Annotated in this window: 12 protein-coding genes; 11 read left to right on the top strand and 1 reads right to left on the bottom strand. The window is 44.9% G+C overall.

The window, feature by feature from the left end; genetic code table 11:
- Positions 1–14: 14 nt before the first annotated feature.
- Genes AS141_RS11675 through AS141_RS11640 form a run of 8 tightly spaced genes read left to right on the top strand, consistent with a single transcriptional unit; the run spans position 15 to position 16,184 of the window.
- Positions 15–3,152 (top strand): DUF6603 domain-containing protein, encoded by a 3,138-nt coding sequence (locus AS141_RS11675; protein WP_057937839.1) that lies wholly within the window; start codon positions 15–17, stop codon positions 3,150–3,152.
- Positions 3,153–3,184: 32 nt separating this feature from the next.
- Complete coding sequence (locus AS141_RS11670; RefSeq protein WP_057937838.1) at positions 3,185–4,660, top strand: hypothetical protein; 1,476 nt, start codon at positions 3,185–3,187, stop codon at positions 4,658–4,660.
- A gap of 2 nt (positions 4,661–4,662) precedes the next feature.
- On the top strand, positions 4,663–5,577 hold the full coding sequence (locus AS141_RS11665) for a hypothetical protein (RefSeq protein ID WP_057937837.1): 915 nt from the start codon (positions 4,663–4,665) through the stop codon (positions 5,575–5,577).
- A gap of 3 nt (positions 5,578–5,580) precedes the next feature.
- The gene (locus AS141_RS11660) at positions 5,581–9,834 is read left to right on the top strand and encodes a hypothetical protein (protein ID WP_057937836.1); all 4,254 of its coding nucleotides are present in this window, start codon (positions 5,581–5,583) and stop codon (positions 9,832–9,834) included.
- A gap of 33 nt (positions 9,835–9,867) precedes the next feature.
- Entirely contained in the window at positions 9,868–11,670 is a 1,803-nt protein-coding gene (locus AS141_RS11655) for an FISUMP domain-containing protein (RefSeq protein WP_057937835.1), read from the top strand.
- A 31-nt stretch (positions 11,671–11,701) separates the two neighbouring features.
- On the top strand, positions 11,702–13,567 hold the full coding sequence (locus AS141_RS11650) for a glycosyltransferase (RefSeq protein ID WP_057937834.1): 1,866 nt from the start codon (positions 11,702–11,704) through the stop codon (positions 13,565–13,567).
- Between the two features lie 57 nt (positions 13,568–13,624).
- A complete protein-coding gene (locus tag AS141_RS27045; RefSeq protein WP_057937833.1) occupies positions 13,625–14,956 on the top strand; it encodes a hypothetical protein in 1,332 nt (443 codons plus the stop codon).
- Between the two features lie 40 nt (positions 14,957–14,996).
- Positions 14,997–16,184, top strand: a complete 1,188-nt coding sequence (locus tag AS141_RS11640; RefSeq protein ID WP_057937832.1) for a hypothetical protein — start codon at positions 14,997–14,999, stop codon at positions 16,182–16,184.
- A gap of 783 nt (positions 16,185–16,967) precedes the next feature.
- Here AS141_RS11640 and AS141_RS11635 read toward each other — a convergent pair.
- Entirely contained in the window at positions 16,968–17,852 is an 885-nt protein-coding gene (locus AS141_RS11635) for a sigma-70 family RNA polymerase sigma factor (protein ID WP_057937831.1), read from the bottom strand.
- Positions 17,853–18,098: 246 nt separating this feature from the next.
- Here AS141_RS11635 and AS141_RS11630 point away from each other — a divergent pair, with 246 nt between their 5' ends.
- The 3 genes from AS141_RS11630 (at position 18,099) to AS141_RS11620 (ending at position 21,454) form a co-directional block, all read left to right on the top strand.
- The gene (locus AS141_RS11630; protein ID WP_057937830.1) at positions 18,099–18,581 is read left to right on the top strand and encodes a carboxymuconolactone decarboxylase family protein; all 483 of its coding nucleotides are present in this window, start codon (positions 18,099–18,101) and stop codon (positions 18,579–18,581) included.
- 940 nt (positions 18,582–19,521) lie between these two features.
- Complete coding sequence (locus tag AS141_RS11625; protein ID WP_057937829.1) at positions 19,522–20,268, top strand: YoaK family protein; 747 nt, start codon at positions 19,522–19,524, stop codon at positions 20,266–20,268.
- Between the two features lie 271 nt (positions 20,269–20,539).
- A complete protein-coding gene (locus tag AS141_RS11620; RefSeq protein WP_057937828.1) occupies positions 20,540–21,454 on the top strand; it encodes an EamA family transporter in 915 nt (304 codons plus the stop codon).
- Positions 21,455–21,617 lie beyond the last annotated feature (163 nt).

The raw sequence follows: 21,617 nt of genomic DNA, 5'->3' as shown, positions 1-21,617 counted from the left end.
AAGAAGCAGTATTTATGGCAACTGATGTAGATTTGCAAATTGGCCTAAACATGGAAATAGGTTCTGTGCCTGTTTCGCTGAAAGTGGCTACAAGCCAGATGGCAGACAAAACTGTCTACACATTCAACGGATGTGTTCAGGATGCAGTAATTCCGTTGGGCAAATTTTTCAGCTACGTAGGCCAGCAGTTCCTCATTGATGTACAGCTTCCCCCGGAGATTGATCTGGAAGCCCTTGTAAACTACGTAGTGGGACAGGTCACATATACCAAACCCTCATCTGGCAGTGCAACTACCGAAATGGGGATTGCCGCACAATTTGAGTTGGTACTGGGGAAAAATGACAGTTATGTCTTTAACTTCTATGCAGACACCCTTATCGGAGGCGGATCACCTGAAACCGGAAACCCATATGTTGTTGGCGCTTCGATAGCGCTCAATCTGGATTTTGCCAAACTTCCACTGGTGGGAAAAATCCCTGGATTTAATGACCTTACCCTTACAAATGTCGGATTTTCATATACCAATGATAATGGAAAAACGCCTTTTACCATACCTACTGTCGCAACTTCCGCCAACCCACTCTACACCCGGGATGAACCAGACGCAAAAAGCAGTAAATCATACCAAATCGTTAAGAGCGGAAACCAGCAGTCCTTCAAATTAAACAGCAAAGGGTTTGCACTCACTGCCGGATTCAACAAGAAGAGTTCAGGGGAAGTATTGGACAACTGGGCACTGCCCCTCTCTTTGCCCTCTACCACTCCTCCAACTGAAAACACACCTCCGGCAAGCTATTCTCCGGGCAAGACCAGTCCGCCCTCGGGGCCAGTACATTGGGTAGACATCAACAAAACATTCGGGCCGGTGGACCTAAAAAAAATAGGCCTCAACTATAGCGAGGGAGAAGCCACCTTTGGTTTTACGGCCGGTTTTACTGTTGGAGGGTTCGCTATGGAACTCGATGGGCTCACCATAACTTTCCCGTTGCCCCTGCCGGGACAGCCGGCAGGCAACCAGGTGAGTTTTGACCTTCAGGGTATGGCGCTGGATTACCATAAAGGCAATTTTGAAATAGGCGGGGCATTTATGAAGGTTGTGCAGGATAACCTTACCAATTACTATGGACAGGCAATTTTAAAGTTTTCCAACTTTGGCTTCAAAGCCCTTGGGGGATACACCGATGCAGATCCGGCTTCCTTTTTCCTATATATGAACATCAATGTCCCCATAGGCGGCCCACCTTACCTGTTCATTACAGGATTGGCAGGAGGATTCGGAATAAACAACTCGCTGAAACTGCCCACCATCGAAACCCTGCCTGGATATTTATTACTTCCCAGGAATGCACCACCAGAACAAGGATCAGCCCTCTCCACAATCAACAATGTATTGCCCCAGCTTCAAAGCATATTTGTATACCAGCCCGGAGAATATTGGGTAGCTGCGGGGATACAGTTCACTTCCTTTGAAATGATCGAGGCATTTGCCCTGGTGGTGGTCTCCTTCGGCGTAGATCTGCAGGTAGGCATATTGGGCTCCTGTGCCATGACTTTCCCAAAAGGCTCCCCTTACCCAGTGGCATACGTGGAGATTGATATGGTAGCTTCCTTTACCCCGTCCACCGGGCTGCTTGCAGTTGCGGGCAAACTATCACCGGCCTCCTTTATCTATGGCGGATTCTGTAAACTCTCCGGGGGTTTTGCTTTTTACATCTGGTTCAGCGGTGAGCATGCAGGACAGTTTGTAGTGACCATTGGAGGATACCACCCGGCTTTTTCCAAACCGGACTATTATCCAAGCGTCCCACGTCTGGGAATGGCATTCGGACTGGGACCGTTCCAGGTCACTGGTCAGGCATATTTTGCGCTTACCCCGGCAATGATGATGGCCGGCATCTCCATGAGCGCGGTATGGGATTCAGGTCCCATTAAAGCATGGATGAATGCCGGTATAGACTTTTTGCTGGCCTGGGCACCTTTCCATTATGAGGCAAGTGCCTATGTGAATATCGGCTGCTCGGTAGACTTGGGCTTAGTTACGCTGAATGTCCATGTGGGAGCTGATCTGTATGTGTGGGGACCTGAGTTTGGGGGCCAGGCGCATGTTGATCTCGACGTTGTATCATTCACCATTGAATTCGGAGCTTCACAAACCCCGGTGGCCCCTGTTGGATGGGAATCATTTAAAACCAACTTTTTACCACAGAATTCAGTACCCGCAGGCCAGCAGGCAATGAATGCAGCTGCTCTTCAGGCGAATGCTGGGCCAGTGACAAATATCATCAAGGCCAGTGTATCCAGGGGATTACAAAGTACCGATGTGAGCGGATTGGACTGGGTTGTGGATCCGAACCGTTTCGAGCTCACCACCAACAGTACCATCCCAGCTAATAATGCTCAATGGGGTCTGAGTACATCATCCCTGGTAGATCTTCCCAACAGCGTAGATGCATACAATCCTGCAGAAACTGATTATTCCAGCTCCCCATACTTAAGTCTTCCTGCAACTGTGCAGCCATTTAGTGGCTCTCAGGTGTGGAACCCTGAGCTGAATATTGGCCCGATGGACCAGGATAATATACAGTCATATCATCAGGTAAGCCTGAAAAAACGATCAGGTTCCGGAGACTTCGACAGTTTTATTACCGAAGTATCGGTTCAGCCGCTCCTCTCAGGATCATGTACGGCATTGTGGGCCAAAAACAAGCCCCAGAAATCTGCCAATGATCCGAACATGGTTCACGCTACCTTAGTCGGCCTGCTGCTTAAACCAGTTTTGAGAAAGCCGTCCACGGTAAACGATGTGCCACTGTTACAACTGATTTTTTCCGAAGGATTTTCGACCGGCTTCACGTTTCAGAAAGCCAGCGTCAACCCTGCTTATACTGTTTCTTCCCAGATCAATGACCGGGAGGAACTGATCATTTCGGTTGGTGGCAGCCACAGTGAAACACTCACCAACCAAAACTTTATCCTCAGCTCTCTAAATGATAGTTGGGTAAGCTCGCAACGGGCAAGCCTGCTGGATGACTTAACGGCTAATGGATTTTCAACTTATACTTCAGACCAGGTGGATGTGGCGGCAATGGCTACCGAAAAAGCCCTGACCGACTGGCCCAACGTAGGGATGCTCGGAAGCAATGCGGCATAAGCTCCCTGATTTTATTTTTAAAGTCTATCACTATGCAAAAAAAACAGCTAGCTAGTTCACCGGCAAATGAACAGGTAACATTTATACAGCATGACCTTCCCGGACTAGATGATGGGGAGTACCAACTGGACATTTCCCAGACTGTCAAGGATAATTCTGGCCAGACCATAAGCGACGGCACACTTATGAATTCCTATACATTTGCTGTAACCGGCGACCGGTTCAGCCTCGCCAAACCGGCTGAAACCCTATATTCCATTTTCCCCGCAGATAATTCCTCAGGGGAATATAGCAACGTCCTCCCCCATGCGGTATTTACCAAGTCCAGCTTACCCTGGTCCCGTTACCCCACAACCAATCCACCCGTGACGGGGCTTCAACCCGGCTCTGACACGGATGAAGATGTTCCGACATGGCTCACCATCCTTTTATTTGATCAGGACGACATGGCTGAATACCCCTCGCTCAGCCTCACTCCGGTCAATGCCACAATTGCAGATCTTTTCCCTTCCTCCCTATTGCCCGAAAGTAGTCTGGGGAACAACTATTCTTACTTCAACAGCGCTGATAGCACCCGGTTAGATGCAGGACAAACACTGGAGGATATCATACAGATCGTGGACATCCCGCTGGATCTTTTCTGGAAAACTGCCCCAACAGTTGATGACTTAAAGCTTATGGCACATGTAAGGGAGGTCAGTCTAGTCGATAAACCTACCATGGCAGGGATATCAGATATGGGCGAACCCCTGGGAAAATTCTCCATCGTGTTTGGAAACCGTCTACCTCAGACACAAAAAAAATCATTTGCGTTTTTGGTGTCTCTGGAAGAACTCGAGCCTTTTTTACCGGATGCTGAAAATGGCGGTGCACCCTCCGGGAATACATTTGACGGAAGTAAGTTTATCCGGTTGGCCGCATTGAAGCAATGGGCTTTTTATTCGACTGGCCAATCAGCAACGTTTGTAAATCAACTACTTGAGCTTAACGAAAGGTCTGCAGACAGTACTAAAGATGCCCTAAACACCAATCTTAGACTCCCCTATTCCGGCTCCAACCAAGTGGTTTCCGATGGGCTGGACATGGGTTTCGTTCCCCTAAATGAGGATTTGCGCACAGCAGGAAAAACGGTTTCCTGGTACAGAGGTCCCCTGGTCCCTTATCGTATAGATTCTCCCGGTATAAATCTACCAATAGCATCTCCGGACCAAGCCACCATCTTTGACCCTACCACAGGTATGTTTGATGTTTCCTATGCTTCTGCATGGACAATAGGACGACTGGTAGCCTTACAGGACAAATCATTTTCCACTGATCTGTATAACTGGAAAAAAGGAGTTTCCCAGTCAGTGATAGAATCCGTGGAGGAAAGCATAATCACTGAAAATTTTGGAGCAATGTTATCCAGAGGAACGGACCCGGCAGCGCTTAAAAACAATGCCATTACCAAGCCGTCGGCGAAGCTCCTTCACAAAACCATTCAATCATTGATTCAACTTAAAAAGTAACCATGGCTACTCTATATTCAAGGAATACCTTTCAAAACGTGCTGTTTGATGTCCAGAACGATGCCGCAAGACTTGAGGAAAACATGGGAGATGCAAGCCTCCCCGAGAACCTACGCAGCTGGATTAACAGGCTGTTACTACTTAAAGGGGTTCCATTCAATTACCTAGTCCCGGATGAAAAAATGCTTCCGCCTGAGTCCATCCGTTTTTTTTATCTGGACATGAACTGGGTTGACACGTTACTCGACGGTGCCTTTAGCATAGGCAGGAATCTTTCTATAAATGAAAACGCCCTGAGTATGAATCTTGATAGAATTGCCCTTCCAAAGTCCCAAAAGCAGGTAAAATCATCCGCTCATTCCCTCAGATCAGCTGCATTGGGTACGATGGCCCCTGCTTCTGATTTAAAGGTAGTCACAGGGTTTTTACTCAGGTCAAAATTAGTTATAGAATATCCTGGATTGGGTGTAAATGCCTACCCTGCCGGCGGAGCACCCGGTGAAGGGAACATACAGCTGCTTGACATCTTACGGTTGGAGGCGCTCGGCCCCAACTCAGACACCATGATATGCCTGATAGACGGGGACTGCCAGCGGATAGACGTGCATGAAGCCCCTGAAGTGCTACACTACGGGATAGACAGCTATTCCTATACCGCAGATTCCCAAAAAGTTTCCGCTACAAAAGTACTTCACACCTTTACGGTCTCCGGAAGCCAGGTTTCCTTAAGTGGAAACACCGTAATCATGGCCATGGACAACATGTTCAGAAGCAATTCCCCAAGGGTTGTAAAAATGACTGGTTTAGCCGAACAGATAGCATCAGAAAACAACGTTCAATCTATCGATTCTGCCCAGATGGGATTCGAAATGACCGAAGGGGTAGGAATGGTAAGTTTTATCAAAAAAAACCCATAACCTATGAATGCGATTGTTCCTCTTAATATTACGGCCCTGCGGGTCAACAAAAATGACCAGACCAATATCGTGGGTAAATTCAAGGGCAGAACTGCTGTTTTTGAAAAATTACCTTATGGAAGCACCGGCCAGGGCTCCAGCACAGGTGATGCCCTAGTACAGCCACTGGACAGCAACGCTTCTCCGGCCAACCCACTGGGAGCCGGCGTTCATTTACATTGGGCCTTGCCTGATTATTTCAAACGAGGGATCCAACCTTCCCAGGGAGGCAACCTAGTATTTCCACAGGCCCCAAACCGCTGGCTGATAACGCGTTACCTAAGCATATATGACAGTACATCCCAACGTTATGGCGATGTAACCCCAAAAAGCTTTATTGTTGAAAGTGACTATGTATCCGCAGAGATACAACCTGATGCATATGGGATCAGACGCCCCGCTGTTTCTGTACCGCTACCCACCGTTCCCTCCTACAACGAGCAGCCTTTTATGTACATGGGGCGTGTGCTGAACTATGACAGCTGGGATCCTACAGCAGAAAATCCGGGCGAATACCTTCCTGCATTTTCCGGTGAAGACGGGCAGCCCCTATACCTGAATTCCATAGGATTTGTAGGCCCTGGATTTTCTGCCTATTATCCGGACTGCTGCAGCGTCTTTGGATTTTGGGATCATTTTAAGGACACAGCTGACGTGTATGAAGCGATCAATGAAAACCTGCCCCTGCAGTTCAAGGTCAGTTACCAGGTCACAGGATGGATCAACGACCAACTTAAAGATCCCCTGAAAAATATATCGTCTAAGGTAGCCGAACAATACAATGCGTATGTAAGCCAGTGTATACAGGAACAGGTTGAGATAAAGAAAACACCTGCCGATACTTTTGATGCTGTTAGCCAGGAGCAGTTCCGATGGCTATTTGATACCCGTGAAATAACCTACACCCTGAATCAGGATAAAACCCTGGCCACCCTGAATGCACCCGGATCGACCCTTTGCTCAGGTAGCCTGCAAGAGCTAGTCTGGAACATGCTCAGCAATCCCGGTACAAGCTATTTCCTTAAAAACGAAGAAAACATTTCCAACCCATCGCTATGGAACGCTACTGTAAAACTTGCGGCCGGAAATACGGTAATCGAAGCTCTTTCGGCATTGCTGAAAGATGATATGAGTCAGATAGAGAATGATCCAGAGGTGCTTACCAGCTATGAATACTTACTGGACGCGCTGCAAATGGGGTTATTGAATTCTATTGACAATGAAACTGATAAGCTAATAACGTTGGAAGAAGCCCTTCATACCCAAGGGTTCTCCCAATTTAACGGTGGAAAACTCTGGATTATAGAAGAAAAAGAACAAAATCCCAACCAACCGCAAAATCCTGAAGAGGAAGTAACCCTGCCTCTTCAGGTGGCAGAATTACTTCACAATCTCAATCAGGCACAGAAGACCTATGACCAGGCCAGGGCAGCACTTGACGCCAGCCGGAAGCAGGTATTTATGGATTGGCTTCATTATATCAAAGGGTACACCGGAGAAGTGGTAGACCCCTACGTTGAACTCAACACCCTAGCTTCTTTTCTTTTGACCAACACTGGGGGAGAGATCAATTCGGTGATCAATGCAGGAAACCAGACCGGAATTTTATTTTACAGGCAAGATCAGGTCAGCGGTCAGGTCATTGCTCTGCTGGAACCCTCACAATCTGCTCCAGATTCCCTTGCCTTCGGAGTCTGGAACAGCTATCAGGTGCTCGTAAATGCTATGAAAGATTATCCTGAATGGAAAATGCAATGTATTCCTGCCCCTTCCTTTTGGATGCCTACCGATCCTGTCATTATCATGGAAGGTGACAAAATTGAACCTGTAGTACGGAACACCAAGGACGGCAGTATCCCGGTAAGGGTAAGCACTGAATTAATACTCGGAATACTCTTGGAATATAACGGCAGCAGCTTTTCGGTTTACCCCAATAACCTTTTGAATGTGCCCACGATTACCGCGGCCACACCAATGCAATCTGATGTCCAAAATCTCGTATATGAGGTGTATTTTATTTTTCCATCTCTGGTCAATACCGTATCAACTGCCTTAAAAAACAAACTAGGATCCGGTAATCCGGCAGTGGAATCTATCGGCGATTTTGAGCGGACACTACAGGAAGCCCAGGGCGGATTAAGCCCGTTGGAGTCCGACACCTCCGCAGGGGTTTTCAGCCTGGTTCATGCTAAAAATTACCTACCGGAGCCAAACGCGCAGATTCAGCTGACCACCCCCATGGCGATCAGTTTTACTTTCACCAATGGCCAGAACAATGGCTGGCTTCCCAATCCAGTCGCCTGGTGTGTACAACAGGCCTATCCGGAACTCAGCGCAGACCGATATGATCCCTTTCTTCCAACGTTCATGCTTTGGAGCGTCCAACTGGATCCTTTAAAAAGGAACAATGGAGCTGATTACAATGGGGGAAATTTAACGGACTACTTTACCCTAAATACAGATGCAATTGATTATGAATACCTTATAAACAACAATAATCCGGATTTTACCAAAGGAATAAATTTGCCTTACGATAGCTCTGTGATCCTATCCACCAAATCGACCTATAGCCTTACCCAGCAAATCGATACCTATATCCAGAACTATCCTTCTGACCCTAATGATCCTATTCTTGAATCCATCAAAGAAATTTATAACAACCGGAAAATCCTTTCACAAGCCGTCAGCGGATTCAATTTAGAGCAGACTCTTCGCACCTACCTGCCCCAGATGGAAGTTGAAGACCTCACCAAGGGCAGCAGAGATACCATTACCCTTGCACTAAACAATGCAGCCAATCAAAATGGACAGGACAACTGGTATGACTTTGGTTTCAACAGCCAATCACCTATTGCCACAGGCCCTTTATCCCAAAATAATTTTGGCCCTTTAAGGTCTGGTTTTATGGAAGTGGAGAGTCTGGGAATTGTCGATGTATTCGGACAGCAGATGGCCCTTTCAACCGCAACGCTCAACAAAGGCGGCTCGCTCCGGATTACGCCATCCATCCCCTTGTTACCGATGAGCGAGGACCAAGCCAACAAGGAAAAAATATTTTTACCCCCAAGACTCCTAACCCCTACCCGACTGTGGTTCAAATGGTTGTCAGCAGATTTTGACAACAGTGTGCCCGGCTATTCCTCCGACTTTGTGGAAATGAACAGCCATCCGGCCACTTCCCCCATCTGTGGGTGGATTCTTCCAAATCACCTGGATGGACTTTTGTTTTTTTACGATTCTGATGGAATTCCCATCGGTTCCTTTGGAATCGAACATAATTCCCTGGCCTACAGGACGCGTCCCGGAAATATAGCCAATCAGACTGACAGCCTGCAATTTGATATAGGGGAACCAGGCCAGCCTACAGTCAACCAACACACTGCCAATCTCATGTGGTACCTGAACGGGATGGACGCTTTATTCCTTGGTGACCTTATGGCAACCATTGAGAATTCCAGTCAGTACATCAACCCGGCCAGTTATCCCCAGGATAATTCCCTTGCCGTGCTGGTGGGAAGGCCACTTGCAATCACCCGTGCAATACTTAGCATGGAGACTTCCGGAAATGTTTTGCCAATCAACCAGGCTGATACCAGTGCAAATGATCCCTTCCCTCAGGATGTAAACAATAACAGGTACGAATATTCGGAAAGGGTAAAATCAAGCAGTGCCCAGCTCAGCACTGTAAAATTCCCCGTAAGACTGGGGGATCTTGCAACTATCAATGATGGGCTGGTGGGCTATTTACCAGAAGCTTCCGGTTCTAATCCATACAGTAACTTCTATTCTCCAGCGGTAGTGGGATCCGGGAATGATTACTTGCAAAAGCCGGATAGTACTAACATACAGCTGACACTGAATGCACAACCGCTTAGTTACACCCTGCTGATAGATCCAAGGGCGCCTGTTCATGCGACCACAGGTATTTTGCCGGTTATGGAGCTGCAAATCCCTGCTGACCAATATCAAACAGCCATGAATTCATTGTCCATGATGTTCAGTATCCACCCTGTACTTAAAACCAACCCAGAATTAAACATGCCACTTCCCATGCAAACAGGGTACAATTGGTCGTGGATATCCCCGGGAAACGGCCTATTTACCCCATTGAAGTCCAATGCCGGAAATGAATATGCTATTTATTCCTATTCCCCCCAAACCGTACTGGAAGGCTGGATACAATTACTTGCCGATGCTAAAGATCCTTCTGAAAACTAAAACCATTCCTTTAATTTCATAACAATTATCGCTATGCCGACTAACAGTAATACCATAAATCTGGCTGCAGTAAACCAGACTACAGGGGAAAGCACAATTTATGTGAATGAAAATGCGACGCTTGAAATCACACTCACCAATAGGACAGGAGGAAGTATAGGATTGGAAGCAGGAAGCAACCCAGCTACATTTTTAATCTTCATGCCCTTCTATTTCACAGCTTCGGAACTTCAGAGTATGCAGATTGCGCTGACCAATTGGAGTTTTAGTTCTGACGGAGAGAGCCTTAAGCTTATGTACAACGGACCAGGGGCAGCCTGGCCTGAAGGCACCGATATCAAATTTCAGATTACAAATGTGCTGTCACAGGCTAGTCCTACGACTGATTCGATACAAGTGAATTTCAGTAATTTAAGCGGAAGCAATATCCCTTTACAGGTTCAGGTACCTTTGAGTCTGTCAAACCCGCCAGTCCCCGGGAATGCATCGTTGGAAGATGTTCTTCAGATCTCCCTGGACAATCAAGGAAGCATATTTATTTCAGAACCCAACGACCCCCTTCAGAACTCACTTTTCCTCAATATAAAAAACACAGGACCAACCAATCTATACACGGGTACCTCCATGTGGAGTGGAAGCCCTCAGGTAGTGGTCACCTTCATCTATGGAAGTACCAGCGGTGCACTCGCTCCCGACAATGACAAAAATGCCCCCGTCACTGGTTCTGCCTGGAACATATTGGGAAGCCTATACATTGATCAAACTTCGGGATGGCAAATCACAAACCCGTCAATTACCGGAGTAGACCCACATCCCAAATGGTTGATTAGGCCCTCAACTACCAACCAGGCTCTCTTGGGAACCGGGGCAAACGCAAATGTAACGTTTGATTTTAGCCACATCGTATCCCAGACCCCACCCGGCCATACCCAGCTAACGGTTCAGTTCACTGGTTTTATGAAGGACGATTCCACTGCCTATGACGATCATGTATTTACAGTGGACATTGTTAAACAAAATCCACCGCCAACTCGGGGCATGATCAATTTCTTTGGTGAGCAACCAATAATCATCATTAATGATCCTGCTGAAAACATTGAAATTCCTTTGCGTTGGGGAATGTTTGATGTGGACAGCATTCACCTGATCACCAACTTTCCCGGCATGGGCGCGCTAGTCAAAAACTATCCCAACCCGGAACCTCTTTCCTATGACACTGCCGAAATCACGATACCCGGGCCAACGAACAGCACAGGGATTTTCTGTACAATCCAAGCGTTCGATGGCAATGGGTCTTACCTGAACAGCTTACAGTTTACGGCATTTATCCAGGCAAATTTCTTTTATGATACCCGGGACAATAAAGTTTATCCTGTAATACAGGCAGGCAATCAACTATGGATGGCAGCCAATCTGGATTACAATGCGCCCACCGGTTCAGGCTTCTATGCCGGCAACAGCGGATATGAAGAGCAGTATGGTCGCCTCTATGATTTACAAAGTGCCCAAACCAATATACCCATCGGTTGGAGACTGCCGACCCAGGAGGACTGGAACAACCTAATCAGCGCATCCGGAAGTACACCGCAAGAAGCTTACGCCAAGTTAATCCAGGGTGGGGAAAGCGGATTTAATGCCCAGCTGGGAGGCAATATCAACAATTCGGGGACATCCACTCAACTTTCTACCTATGGATTTTATTGGACCTCTACGCCAAAATCAGCCACTGACACCATCTATGCAGGCTTTAGTCCCAATTCATCCACAGTTTCCGTAGTAGCCTCAAATCCAAACAACTACATGTGTTCGGTCAGGTATGTAAAAGATGTGAATTGATATGGGTAGGGAAAAAACGCTATGTCTGTGCATGATTGTAAAAAATGAACATCACGTGATCCGGCGGGCATTGGAATCTGCTAAGCCATGGATCCAGCACTGGGTGATCTGTGATACAGGCTCCACAGACGATACGCCTCAAATTATTACTGAAGTCATGCAGGATGTCCCTGGTGAATTAATCCACCGACCCTGGAAGAATTTTGGTCATAACCGCGGTGAAGCAATAGCATATGCAAGATCACGTGCCGATTACCTACTGCTTATGGATGCGGATATGGTATTGAATGTATATAATCCATTTCGTCATAAACTGAATGCCGATGCCTATGAAATCAGGTACGAAGGAGACTTGGATTATTATCAATGGATGCTGGTTTCGTCAAAACATGAATGGAAGTATGTGGGAATGACCCATGAATATATCCAGGCAGATACTTTCCAGTACAGGGACTGGCTCCCTGAGATTTCGCTCACCCATTTGGAAGATGGCGGCATGCGTGGCGATAAATTCGAACGCGATATTAAATTGCTTTCTGATGCATTAAAAGATGACCCTGCTAATCCGAGATCTATATTCTATATGGCCCAGAGCTATAAAGATCTTGACTGCTATGAAGAAGCCCTGATCTGGTACACCAAAAGGGCGCAGCTATCAGAAGCTTGGGAAGAGGAACGCTGGTATGCCAGCTTTCAGGCTGCAAGGATGAAGCTTTTGTCAAATTATGGCTGGGATGAGGTAAGAAATGACCTGTTGAATGCCTATGAAAGCCGACCCTGGAGATACGAACCCCTTTATTTATTGGTAAGATGCCTCAGAGAAAACGGACAGCTTCAGGCTGCCTACACCTACTGCGCATTCGTCAGTAACGGTATTAATTATCCTACTGAAGATACGCTCTTTATAGAAAGGACAATTTACGACTACCAACTCCAACTGGAGTATGGCATATGTGCCTATGGAACCGGAAGGATTTCCGAAGCTATCAGGGCATTCACGGCTGTCCTTAAGCAGCCGGCTGTCTCCGCGGCTGCCAGAGATTCGGCACAAAGAGGGCTGAGCATGGCAACCCATGATCTTTATCCCCCTGTTTCCCGTCCTGGGCTAACCTCAAACAGGTTGGTCGTGATAACAGCATTTCGCAACGCTGGAGATTATCTAAAAAGAAATCTTCAAAGTCTTGTCAATCAAAGCTATTCAAACTACAGGATCATTTATATCGATGATGCGTCAGAGGACGGAAGTGCGCATATACTTCCCGATGACAATGATCAGGTCATGGTCATCCAAAACAAGGCAAAATGCGGTAGTGCCTATAACATCCATCATGCGATAACCACCTATTGCAAGCCTGAAGACATCGTACTTCTGGTAGACGGGGATGACTGGCTCCCTGATAATGAGGTGCTCGCTAAAGTTAATTCCTATTATAATGCGCATGAGTGCTGGGTAATGTACAGCCAATTCCAATATGAAGATGGCACCAGGGGTTTTTGTGAGCCTTTTGCTTCACCGAAAGACCTATTGGTCCAACGGTCTCATTGGAGAAGCTCACACCTAAAAACATTCAGGGCAGGGCTATTTCAGTACATAGGCAATGTTGACAGGGAATACCTATGCTTAAAGGATGAAAAGGGGGATTGGTTGCAATCCGCAGTGGATGCTGCCATCATGTTTCCACTGATTGATCTGGCCGGCTTTGCCAAAGTGAGATTTTACGATGACATCCTTTATGTGTACAATGATGTCAGTGGGAACAACCACCATACCCTAAGCAGGGAAGATCAAATCCAGAACTATTGGAAGGTTACATCCAAAAGACCTTTTTCACGAATTCAGAACTATACACAAGAAACCACATCAACAGTCAGGAGTCATGATTTCCAGACATCTTAACCGGATCTGGGCAAAAACTTTCACTGACATTATTGTGTGACTTTAACAGGTTAAACTATGGACCGATTTCACGATTTTTTCCGACGGGCTTCCCTCTTCAACCATGACATATCTGCACTTCAGAAAGGAGAAGAACTAGTAAGCTATGTACTATTTGATACTATCCAGGATGTACGAAAACATCTCTCGGTAGCAACTGAAGCGCAACGAAAACAGCGACAGAAGACATTTTTCAATCCTCCCATAGCAAAACGCTCCAGATTGGGCCAGGGAATCCACGACCGAGGAGAAGCTTTTGTATTTGCTGACGAACCTGTTCATCAAAGCGACAGTCAGGGGTTAAGTAATCATTTTCCCGCCCATGGCAAGTTAATGAGCGTACTCCGGAAAACCATTAAATCAGGTCAGGAATGGGATGTCACAGTGACTGCCGAAACTTGGGGCATTGATGAATCAGAGGAACTTTATACCTCGGTCAATGTAGGTGAACTGATCCTGGAACCCGGGGCAAAAATAGTGGTAAGGGGCAATGTATTTTCATTGGTTTGTGAGCGGGTAATCAGCAATAACAGCGCGTCTGAGTCGGTAGAAGATTACCAAATTGGAATACTGCCTACCCCTTTTTCACTGGACACGCGCAGAGGTCTGGAAAACGGGCAAAAGGGAAAACCCGGAACGACAGGGAATTCCGGGAAAGACGGCCTATCCCCTATAGTCCAGAGCAGCCTGTTAGGATTATATCTGGCAGGGCCGATAGCCCCTGATCAAATGGACGGTGAAGATGGCCGTAATGGTGCTGATGGTAAAAATGGAGGCCATGGAAGAAACGGCGGAATGTCAAAGATTGCAGAAATCACCATAGGACATCTGGAGGGAAATCTACAGCTGTTCAGCCAGGCAGGCAAAGGCGGAGATGGAGGTGACGGCGGAAATGGCGGAAATGGCGGCAACGGGGGGAACGGAAGCGATGGAAATAAACTGTTAACGGGAGTTTTGGAAGGTGGCAAAGGAGGGAATCCTGGAAATGGTGGCAATGGAGGCCATGGAGGCAACGGGGCAAATGGCGGACTTTCATCCAATATTTATATCACATTACCGCCTCATCAGGAAAAACAGTGTACAATAACTTCCCTGCCTTCTCCCCCAGGAAAAAAAGGGACAGGCGGCCGCTTTGGGCTGGGCGGAGAAGGGGGAAAACCAGGAAGATTCAGCAATCCCGAAAGTCAGCCTCTTTCAGGAAAGAATGGTATTGCCGGTTCTGACGGACGCCCGGGAAAACAACGGGATGCGCCATGGGTATTTCTCAATGAAAAACCTATTTGGACCGCTGTACGGGAATCAAATCATCTCAGCCCTATAAACGAAACTATTAATTATCAACCGGTTTAAAATTGTTTTATTAAATCTTTTAACTCTAAACAAAGTACAAATGAAAAAACTCGATTTCTTTGCCCGCTCTGAAAAACTCGGGCACTCAGCAACAGCCTTGAAAAAAGGTGAGTCCATTGCTTCAAAAATAAGCGTTCCTTCCATAGAACGTCTAAAAGAAATTTTTGACAACGGCGGCACGCCGGAGGAAAAGCTTTCCAGGACACAGAATCTGTTTGGGAAAGCAGCGAAAGGGAATGCCAACGATGATTTTTTACAACGTGTAAACAATTACTTATTCGGCGACACCCCATTAAATGAGGGGGATACAGCTTTGCTCAGCCAGGCATTCCCTATGGAATTAACTGCGGTATCAGCTGAGGATCATACGTTTAACGGAAGAAATGATCTAGGCACCTCACAAAGTCCCGTGATTTTGAACTATGGTACGGTAACGATGAATGACCAGGCCTACATCACCATACAGAATACCCCACTTCAGTTCACCTGTGATACCTTGGTCAGAAATGGTTCTGCACCCTCAGGTTATGGAGACTTCAATATCCTCGGAGCCACCGGTGGTGTAGGGAATACAGGGGAAACAGGAACAACCGGAGGAAATGGCTCCGGAGGAAAAAACGGCAATTGTTCCAGCGCCGGAATAGCGGGGGATTCCGGACAAAATGGAAGTCCGGGCAATAAAGGAGGTACTGGCGGTACAGGTTATACGGGATCACAGGGACTACCAAGTCAAATGGCAGAAATCACCATAACTACCGCCCTTAATGCTGCTTCCCTAACCATATTAACCCGTTCGGGCACCGGAGGTCAAGGGGGCATTGGAGGAAAAGGGGGAACTGGTGGAAACGGAGGTAAAGGCGGAAACGGGGCAACCTGCGGATGTACGGGCTCGGGAGCAGGCAATGGAAATTCCGGTGGACAGGGAGGACCGGGCGGCCAGGGTGGTCAGGGAGGAAACGCTGTAGATGCAGCTGCTAATATTACTGTATTGGTTCCTTCAGGAGATATTTCCAAAGTTTTCCCCCAAAAGCTTCAAGCCCCTGCCGGTTCAGGAGGAAATGGCGGTCCTGGAGGAAATGGAGGAAGCGGAGGAGGTAAAGGATCCGGAGGTAAACACAATGGCGATGGAAGTACAGGAGCAGGGGGAGGTAAAGGGGCCACTGGTGGTCAAGGCCTTTCAGGAACTGTTGCCGGCCAACCTGCCACGATAAATGTCCAACCCTACTGATTACTTTAAAGTAAATTCACCGGTTACGTAGCGTTCAACAACGCTACGTAACCCTGAAATAGTAAAGGCTAGCCAGTTGCGGGCTAGCCTTTATAGTTATAACGCACTAAGTTTTATCCCGCGAATTGATACCCCAAGGATCAATGACTTCGATAGCAGATTGATACTCGCCCATGTAATCTATCCCTTTACTAAAAAGCAATATACATTCCTCTCAATTTGGCAAACGGTTCCTATCCAGACTGAAACTGACCATATTCAGTTCCTGAAGGGCAACGATCTCCGCCCGCTCTCAGGTGTTATCCTGCAAATTGCTTCCATCTATTAAACCAGCCACTTTAAATGTTTGAATTCAATAAGATAATTACCTTGAATTCTCCTTTTAGGGTTCACCAAATAGTTAGGCTATACATAAGTCATCTGCGGCCATCACCCAAGCATGAATTGCGGATCCTTACGGAACCATTGTGAAATCAGGCCTTAACGAGATTTAAATAACCTCCCCAAAAGCTTCAAATTCTCCTTAAAATCATTCGGGTGCTGTTTTAGCAATGTCAGTCAAGTTAAAAGACTTGGCGAAATGGTTAATGAAGAACTCAAATAGTTCCATTTTCTAATCATCCGAGAGCAATAAATTTCCAGAGGAATGTTTCCCTTTTACCTCTCCCTCCAATCAAATTGCCAGAAGAATACAGATTCAATGGTTGAACCATTGAACGGCACTGAAGTTTAGCCCCAATTTGTCAATATAAATACCTGGCCTACTAAAGGTCTTTCAACCTTCTATTCTTGTACCGGTTTACCACCGGCATGCAAATGTCCGCTACCCAATATTCCCTTTAACTTTTTCCTACCGGCGACGAAATACATGTTTGTAATTTTACCTGACTCTTGTTCTATTTCAAAAATCTGGCAGGCTATCAGTTTCGAACCTGCATAATAAAGAATGGCAGGTGAATTATTTACATCACTAAACTGATTACGGAATTTCCTAAGGTGCAGTTCAAAGGTTTGGATTAGCAGGGCGGCAACGTCGCTAGCCCCAAAGATTGATATAAGCGCCTGTCCTGGTTTTCCACCACCTTCGCCATGAGTGATAATATTCTCCGACAACATTTCCTCAAGTTTTTTGACATCACCGCTCTTAATCACTTCGACATATTTTGACAACAAATCATTCGATGTAAAACCTTTCAGGCTTAGATCACCGCCCTGATTGTTCAACGTCTTCTTTGCACGATGTAACAGTTGTTTTGAGTTGTCAACGGAAATTGAAAACACTTCCGCAATTTCCTTGTGGGAGTAGTCGAATACATTTTTTAAGATAAAGACCGCCCTTTCCCTTGGGCTAAGATACTCAAGTAGTACCAGCATTGAATATGAGATAATTTCTTTCGTGGCAATCGAATGATCTGTATTTTCGGTGCCTATGGGCTCGGGCAACCAGTTAAAGTCACCCACTGTTTTCCTGGATCTTTTTTTCAGGTTTATGGATTTATTTATCACGCCTTTTATCAGATAGGCCGACTCATTGGAAATATGATCCCGATTACCCTCCAAAAAATTCACGACAACGTCCTGTATTACGTCAAACGCATCATCCACACTGCCAAGTATATTATAGGCGAATGGAAAAAGCTTCTTTTGGTAATTCTGAAGGATGTCCATTTATTTAAAATAATTAATGCCGTTCAGACACGGGTCCCGGCGATACTACGCTAATCCAATGCTTTAGGTTTTTTTACCGCCGACTAAAGCTTATCTGGGAGGTTCTATTAATAAAAGCTCTTCTACAGGAAAGCCGCACATGAACCTGACGGAAAATTTATTCAAAAAAAATCCATTATTCTGTCACCTTCAGGCACACTCATTTGCCTATACATCAAAATAGTAAAAACCTTTAAACGAATCAACATGAAAAAACGATTGAATCTTATTGAAAAGGGAAGCAGTATGATGAAGCCACTTTTTGGTGTAAAAAAGCATCTAGACCAATCCCCGCTAAAAAAGGAGCTTATTGAACTTGTTTCCTTCCGGGTATCACAAATTAATGGTTGCGCAGTTTGTCTGGATATGCACAGTAAAGAGCTGATTTCGCAGGGTGAGTCTTCACAGCGTCTGTTCCTTTTGAATGCTTGGCGGGAAACGCCGCTTTTTTCAGCGAAGGAAAGAGCTGCATTAGCATGGGCGGAAGCGTTGACCTTGCTGCATGAAAACAACGTTCCCGATAGCGTTTACGATGAAGCTGCTAAACATTTTTCAGAAACCGAACTGTTGGATTTAGCTCTTTCCGTAGGATTTATTAATGTTGCCAATCGTCTTAACATAGCTTTTGCAACACCGGCGGCCAACTATGACGCTGAACAGGTAATCAATCAACTATCGCAATCTACTTGATTTCATACAAGACGGGGGTGTTTATAGCAAACACCTCTGTTATTTTCTTACTTAGAGAAAGAATAATGTACAATTAATGCTATAAGAATCTTTAAGACTCCTAACGATTGCGTAATAACACACAACTGGGCATTCTCATTTTAAGGTAGGTACAGCATTTCGGCTATAATTATATTTATAAAGCACCTAGGGGCCCAGTGAAATCGCCTTTAAAATAGGTTGCCTTGCTTTTGTTTAATTGAAAAAACCAGTGCTTGTTTTCCCTAGTATTGAAATTCGAAATCAGCCCTGTTTCAAGAACTCTTATAAACATAATGGTTTTGGTCTATTTTTGATTTCATTGCTAAAAAAGCCAGACAACATCATTAAATTACTGTAAAATAAATTAGCTACATCATTTGCAGCTAATTTCTCCCTATAGGATTATCTAAAGAAAAATACAAAAGATATATTATTGTATATCAGCAAATTAAATACTTAGATTCAAACGATGCCACTCCGACCAAAGCCTGATTTTTTACAGTGACTTTTCTGTTTTTAGATCAAATCATGTTTTTTACTTGACAATTAAGATGCACTTTGTCGGATAAAAACCAATCATGGAACTGTTTTAAAAAAGGTTGATTCCTAAGAGTGGTATTTTCCATTGACTACTTTTGGTTGGTCGGCAAAGGTGCATGCACGCCGACATTTTAAAACTGGAAGGTCACAAAATGCCACAGCATTCCATGAACCCTCCCTTGCTTGGGCATTCCTGTTTACGGGTAACTTACCCCTGCATTTAATTGGCTTTATCATAAAAAGAATTCTAGCAACAAACCGAATTCATGAATGCTTCGCATTTCACGCGTTGGAACGGCCATCGCTTTACCTTATCTTCGCCATTGAAGGCTCACGTTGTGATTGTGTGCATTTTTCAAAGACCTCTAAATGAGAATAAATGTTTCGACATCAAGGGAAAAGCAGAACATTTAACCATAATTTGCGCATCGCCACAATCTTATCCTTTGTAGCAGGAATTGTGAATGTTTCAGGTTTTTTGGAATTTAAACAACTGACAACTAACGTAACAGGACATTTTGCACTCTTTATAAATGATGTTGCCGAATTTGATGTTTGGAAAGGAACAATTTATTTTCTTTATATTTTTTCGTTTCTCCTTGGCTCATTTTTATCGAGTTTTTTAATTGAAAAATTCAAAGAAAATAAAAAATTAAATGTTTTCGTCCTGCCAACTATAATTGAGTTCCTAATACTCATTTCAATTCCAATTGCGGTTTACATATTTCAAATAGAATCTCCTAATCTGATTGTTAGTGCCCTGTTATTTGCAATGGGACTTCAAAATTCGCTTGTGACAAAAATATCTAATGCGATCGTTAGAACAACACATTTAACTGGTTTATTCACCGATCTTGGAATTGAGTTATCCCAACTATTTTTCCCAAAAACATACAAGGATAAAGATAAAATTAAAGCTACTATAAAACTGAGGATTATCATAATTTCATTCTTCTTTCTTGGTGGATTAGTTGGTGGATTTTTATATTCAAGAATGGGACTTAAACTAAATACATTGATTATTCCAGCTATAGTTTTAATGGTAAGTTTATTTTTCGATGATTTTAGGTTTAGGATTATTATGGCAAAAAGAAAATATAATCAAAGAAAAACTGTGCGCAATTGAGATAGCCTGGCCAGCTGTTAAGCTGGCAAAGGTAAAATTTCGAATTAATTAAAGTTGCGAATACATACCGTTCAGAACCAATTATTGCGACATTTGCAGCCTTAGTCCTGAATAATGAAGTTTACCCTTTACGGCTTGGCAGAAGGAACGATGACAATAGCTGCTATGTTGCTACCTGAAATCAAAACCGACAAACCGGGCCACCGGCACGTCAAAAATCAGTGGAAAATCTGATTAGAAAACCAATACTACGTCTTTCAATCACCAGTGAATGAATATCTCACAAAGCCTTTCTTTTAAACACCTCCTTTTAACACTCCTGACCGTTGTGGTCTGGGGACTAAATTTCATCGCCATCTATGTAGGATTGAAGGATCTTCCTCCATTCCTCTTTTGCACTATCCGCTTTGCGCTCTCAGCATTTCCTTTTGTTTTTCTTCTTCCCAGACCTAGGTCTCCTTTAAAGCATATTATCGGTTTTGGCATTTTTAACTTTGCGTTGCAGTTTGGATTACTATTTAGTGGTATTTACCTTGGAATATCACCAGGATTATCCTCACTCCTTCTCCAGATTCAAGTATTTTTCTCAATTGGGTTGGCGTTCCTTTTCTTTCAGGAAAAACCCAGTTTAGGTAAAATTCTCGGCTCCTTGATTTCCTTTATGGGTATTGGTATTGTTGTTAGCAATGTAAATGGCAATGCTACTTTTATTGGCTTAATTCTGACATTGTTAGCGGCTTTAGCCTGGGCTTCAGGTAATATGTTTACCAAAAAAGTGGCCGCCCAATCACCCCTCGCCCTTGTCGTGTGGGGTAATCTCGTTGCGCTGCCTTTTATGGCTGTAGCTTCCCTTTTAATAGATGGCCCTTCGGTGATTGTAAGCTCGGCCCAGAACATTTCCTGGGCAACTGTCGGAGCTATTGCTTACGTAGTTTATTTCTCTACGCATCTTGGATATGGGATCTGGGGTTACCTTCTAAAATCCTATTCAACTTCGATAGTAGTTCCTTTTACATTACTGATCCCTGTTGTTGGCTTTATCAGTTCAGCGTTTTTCTTGGGGGAGGAATTGTCAGCCTGGAAACTTTGGGCTTCTGTTTTTATTATGGGAGGACTTGTCTTCAATCTGCTTGAAAAACGAATTTTGGTCTTTTTGAAAATCAATAGAATTGAAAATGCCCGGTAGCCAGGTTCTTTAAAAGTGAAATCAAAAGCACCGCTCCCTTTAAAATTAAAAAATGGGTTACGGAAAAAAGATCTATTTGACTATACGCCAACCAGCTATTCCATACGAGCCGCAGCAAGGGAATTAACTTGACCAACAACCCCTTTTTATAGAATATGCTTTA

Origin of the sequence: Algoriphagus resistens (genome assembly GCF_001442615.1) — a bacterium.
GTDB classification, from domain to species: Bacteria; Bacteroidota; Bacteroidia; order Cytophagales; family Cyclobacteriaceae; genus Algoriphagus; species Algoriphagus resistens.
This window is presented reverse-complemented; position numbering and strand designations above follow the sequence as displayed.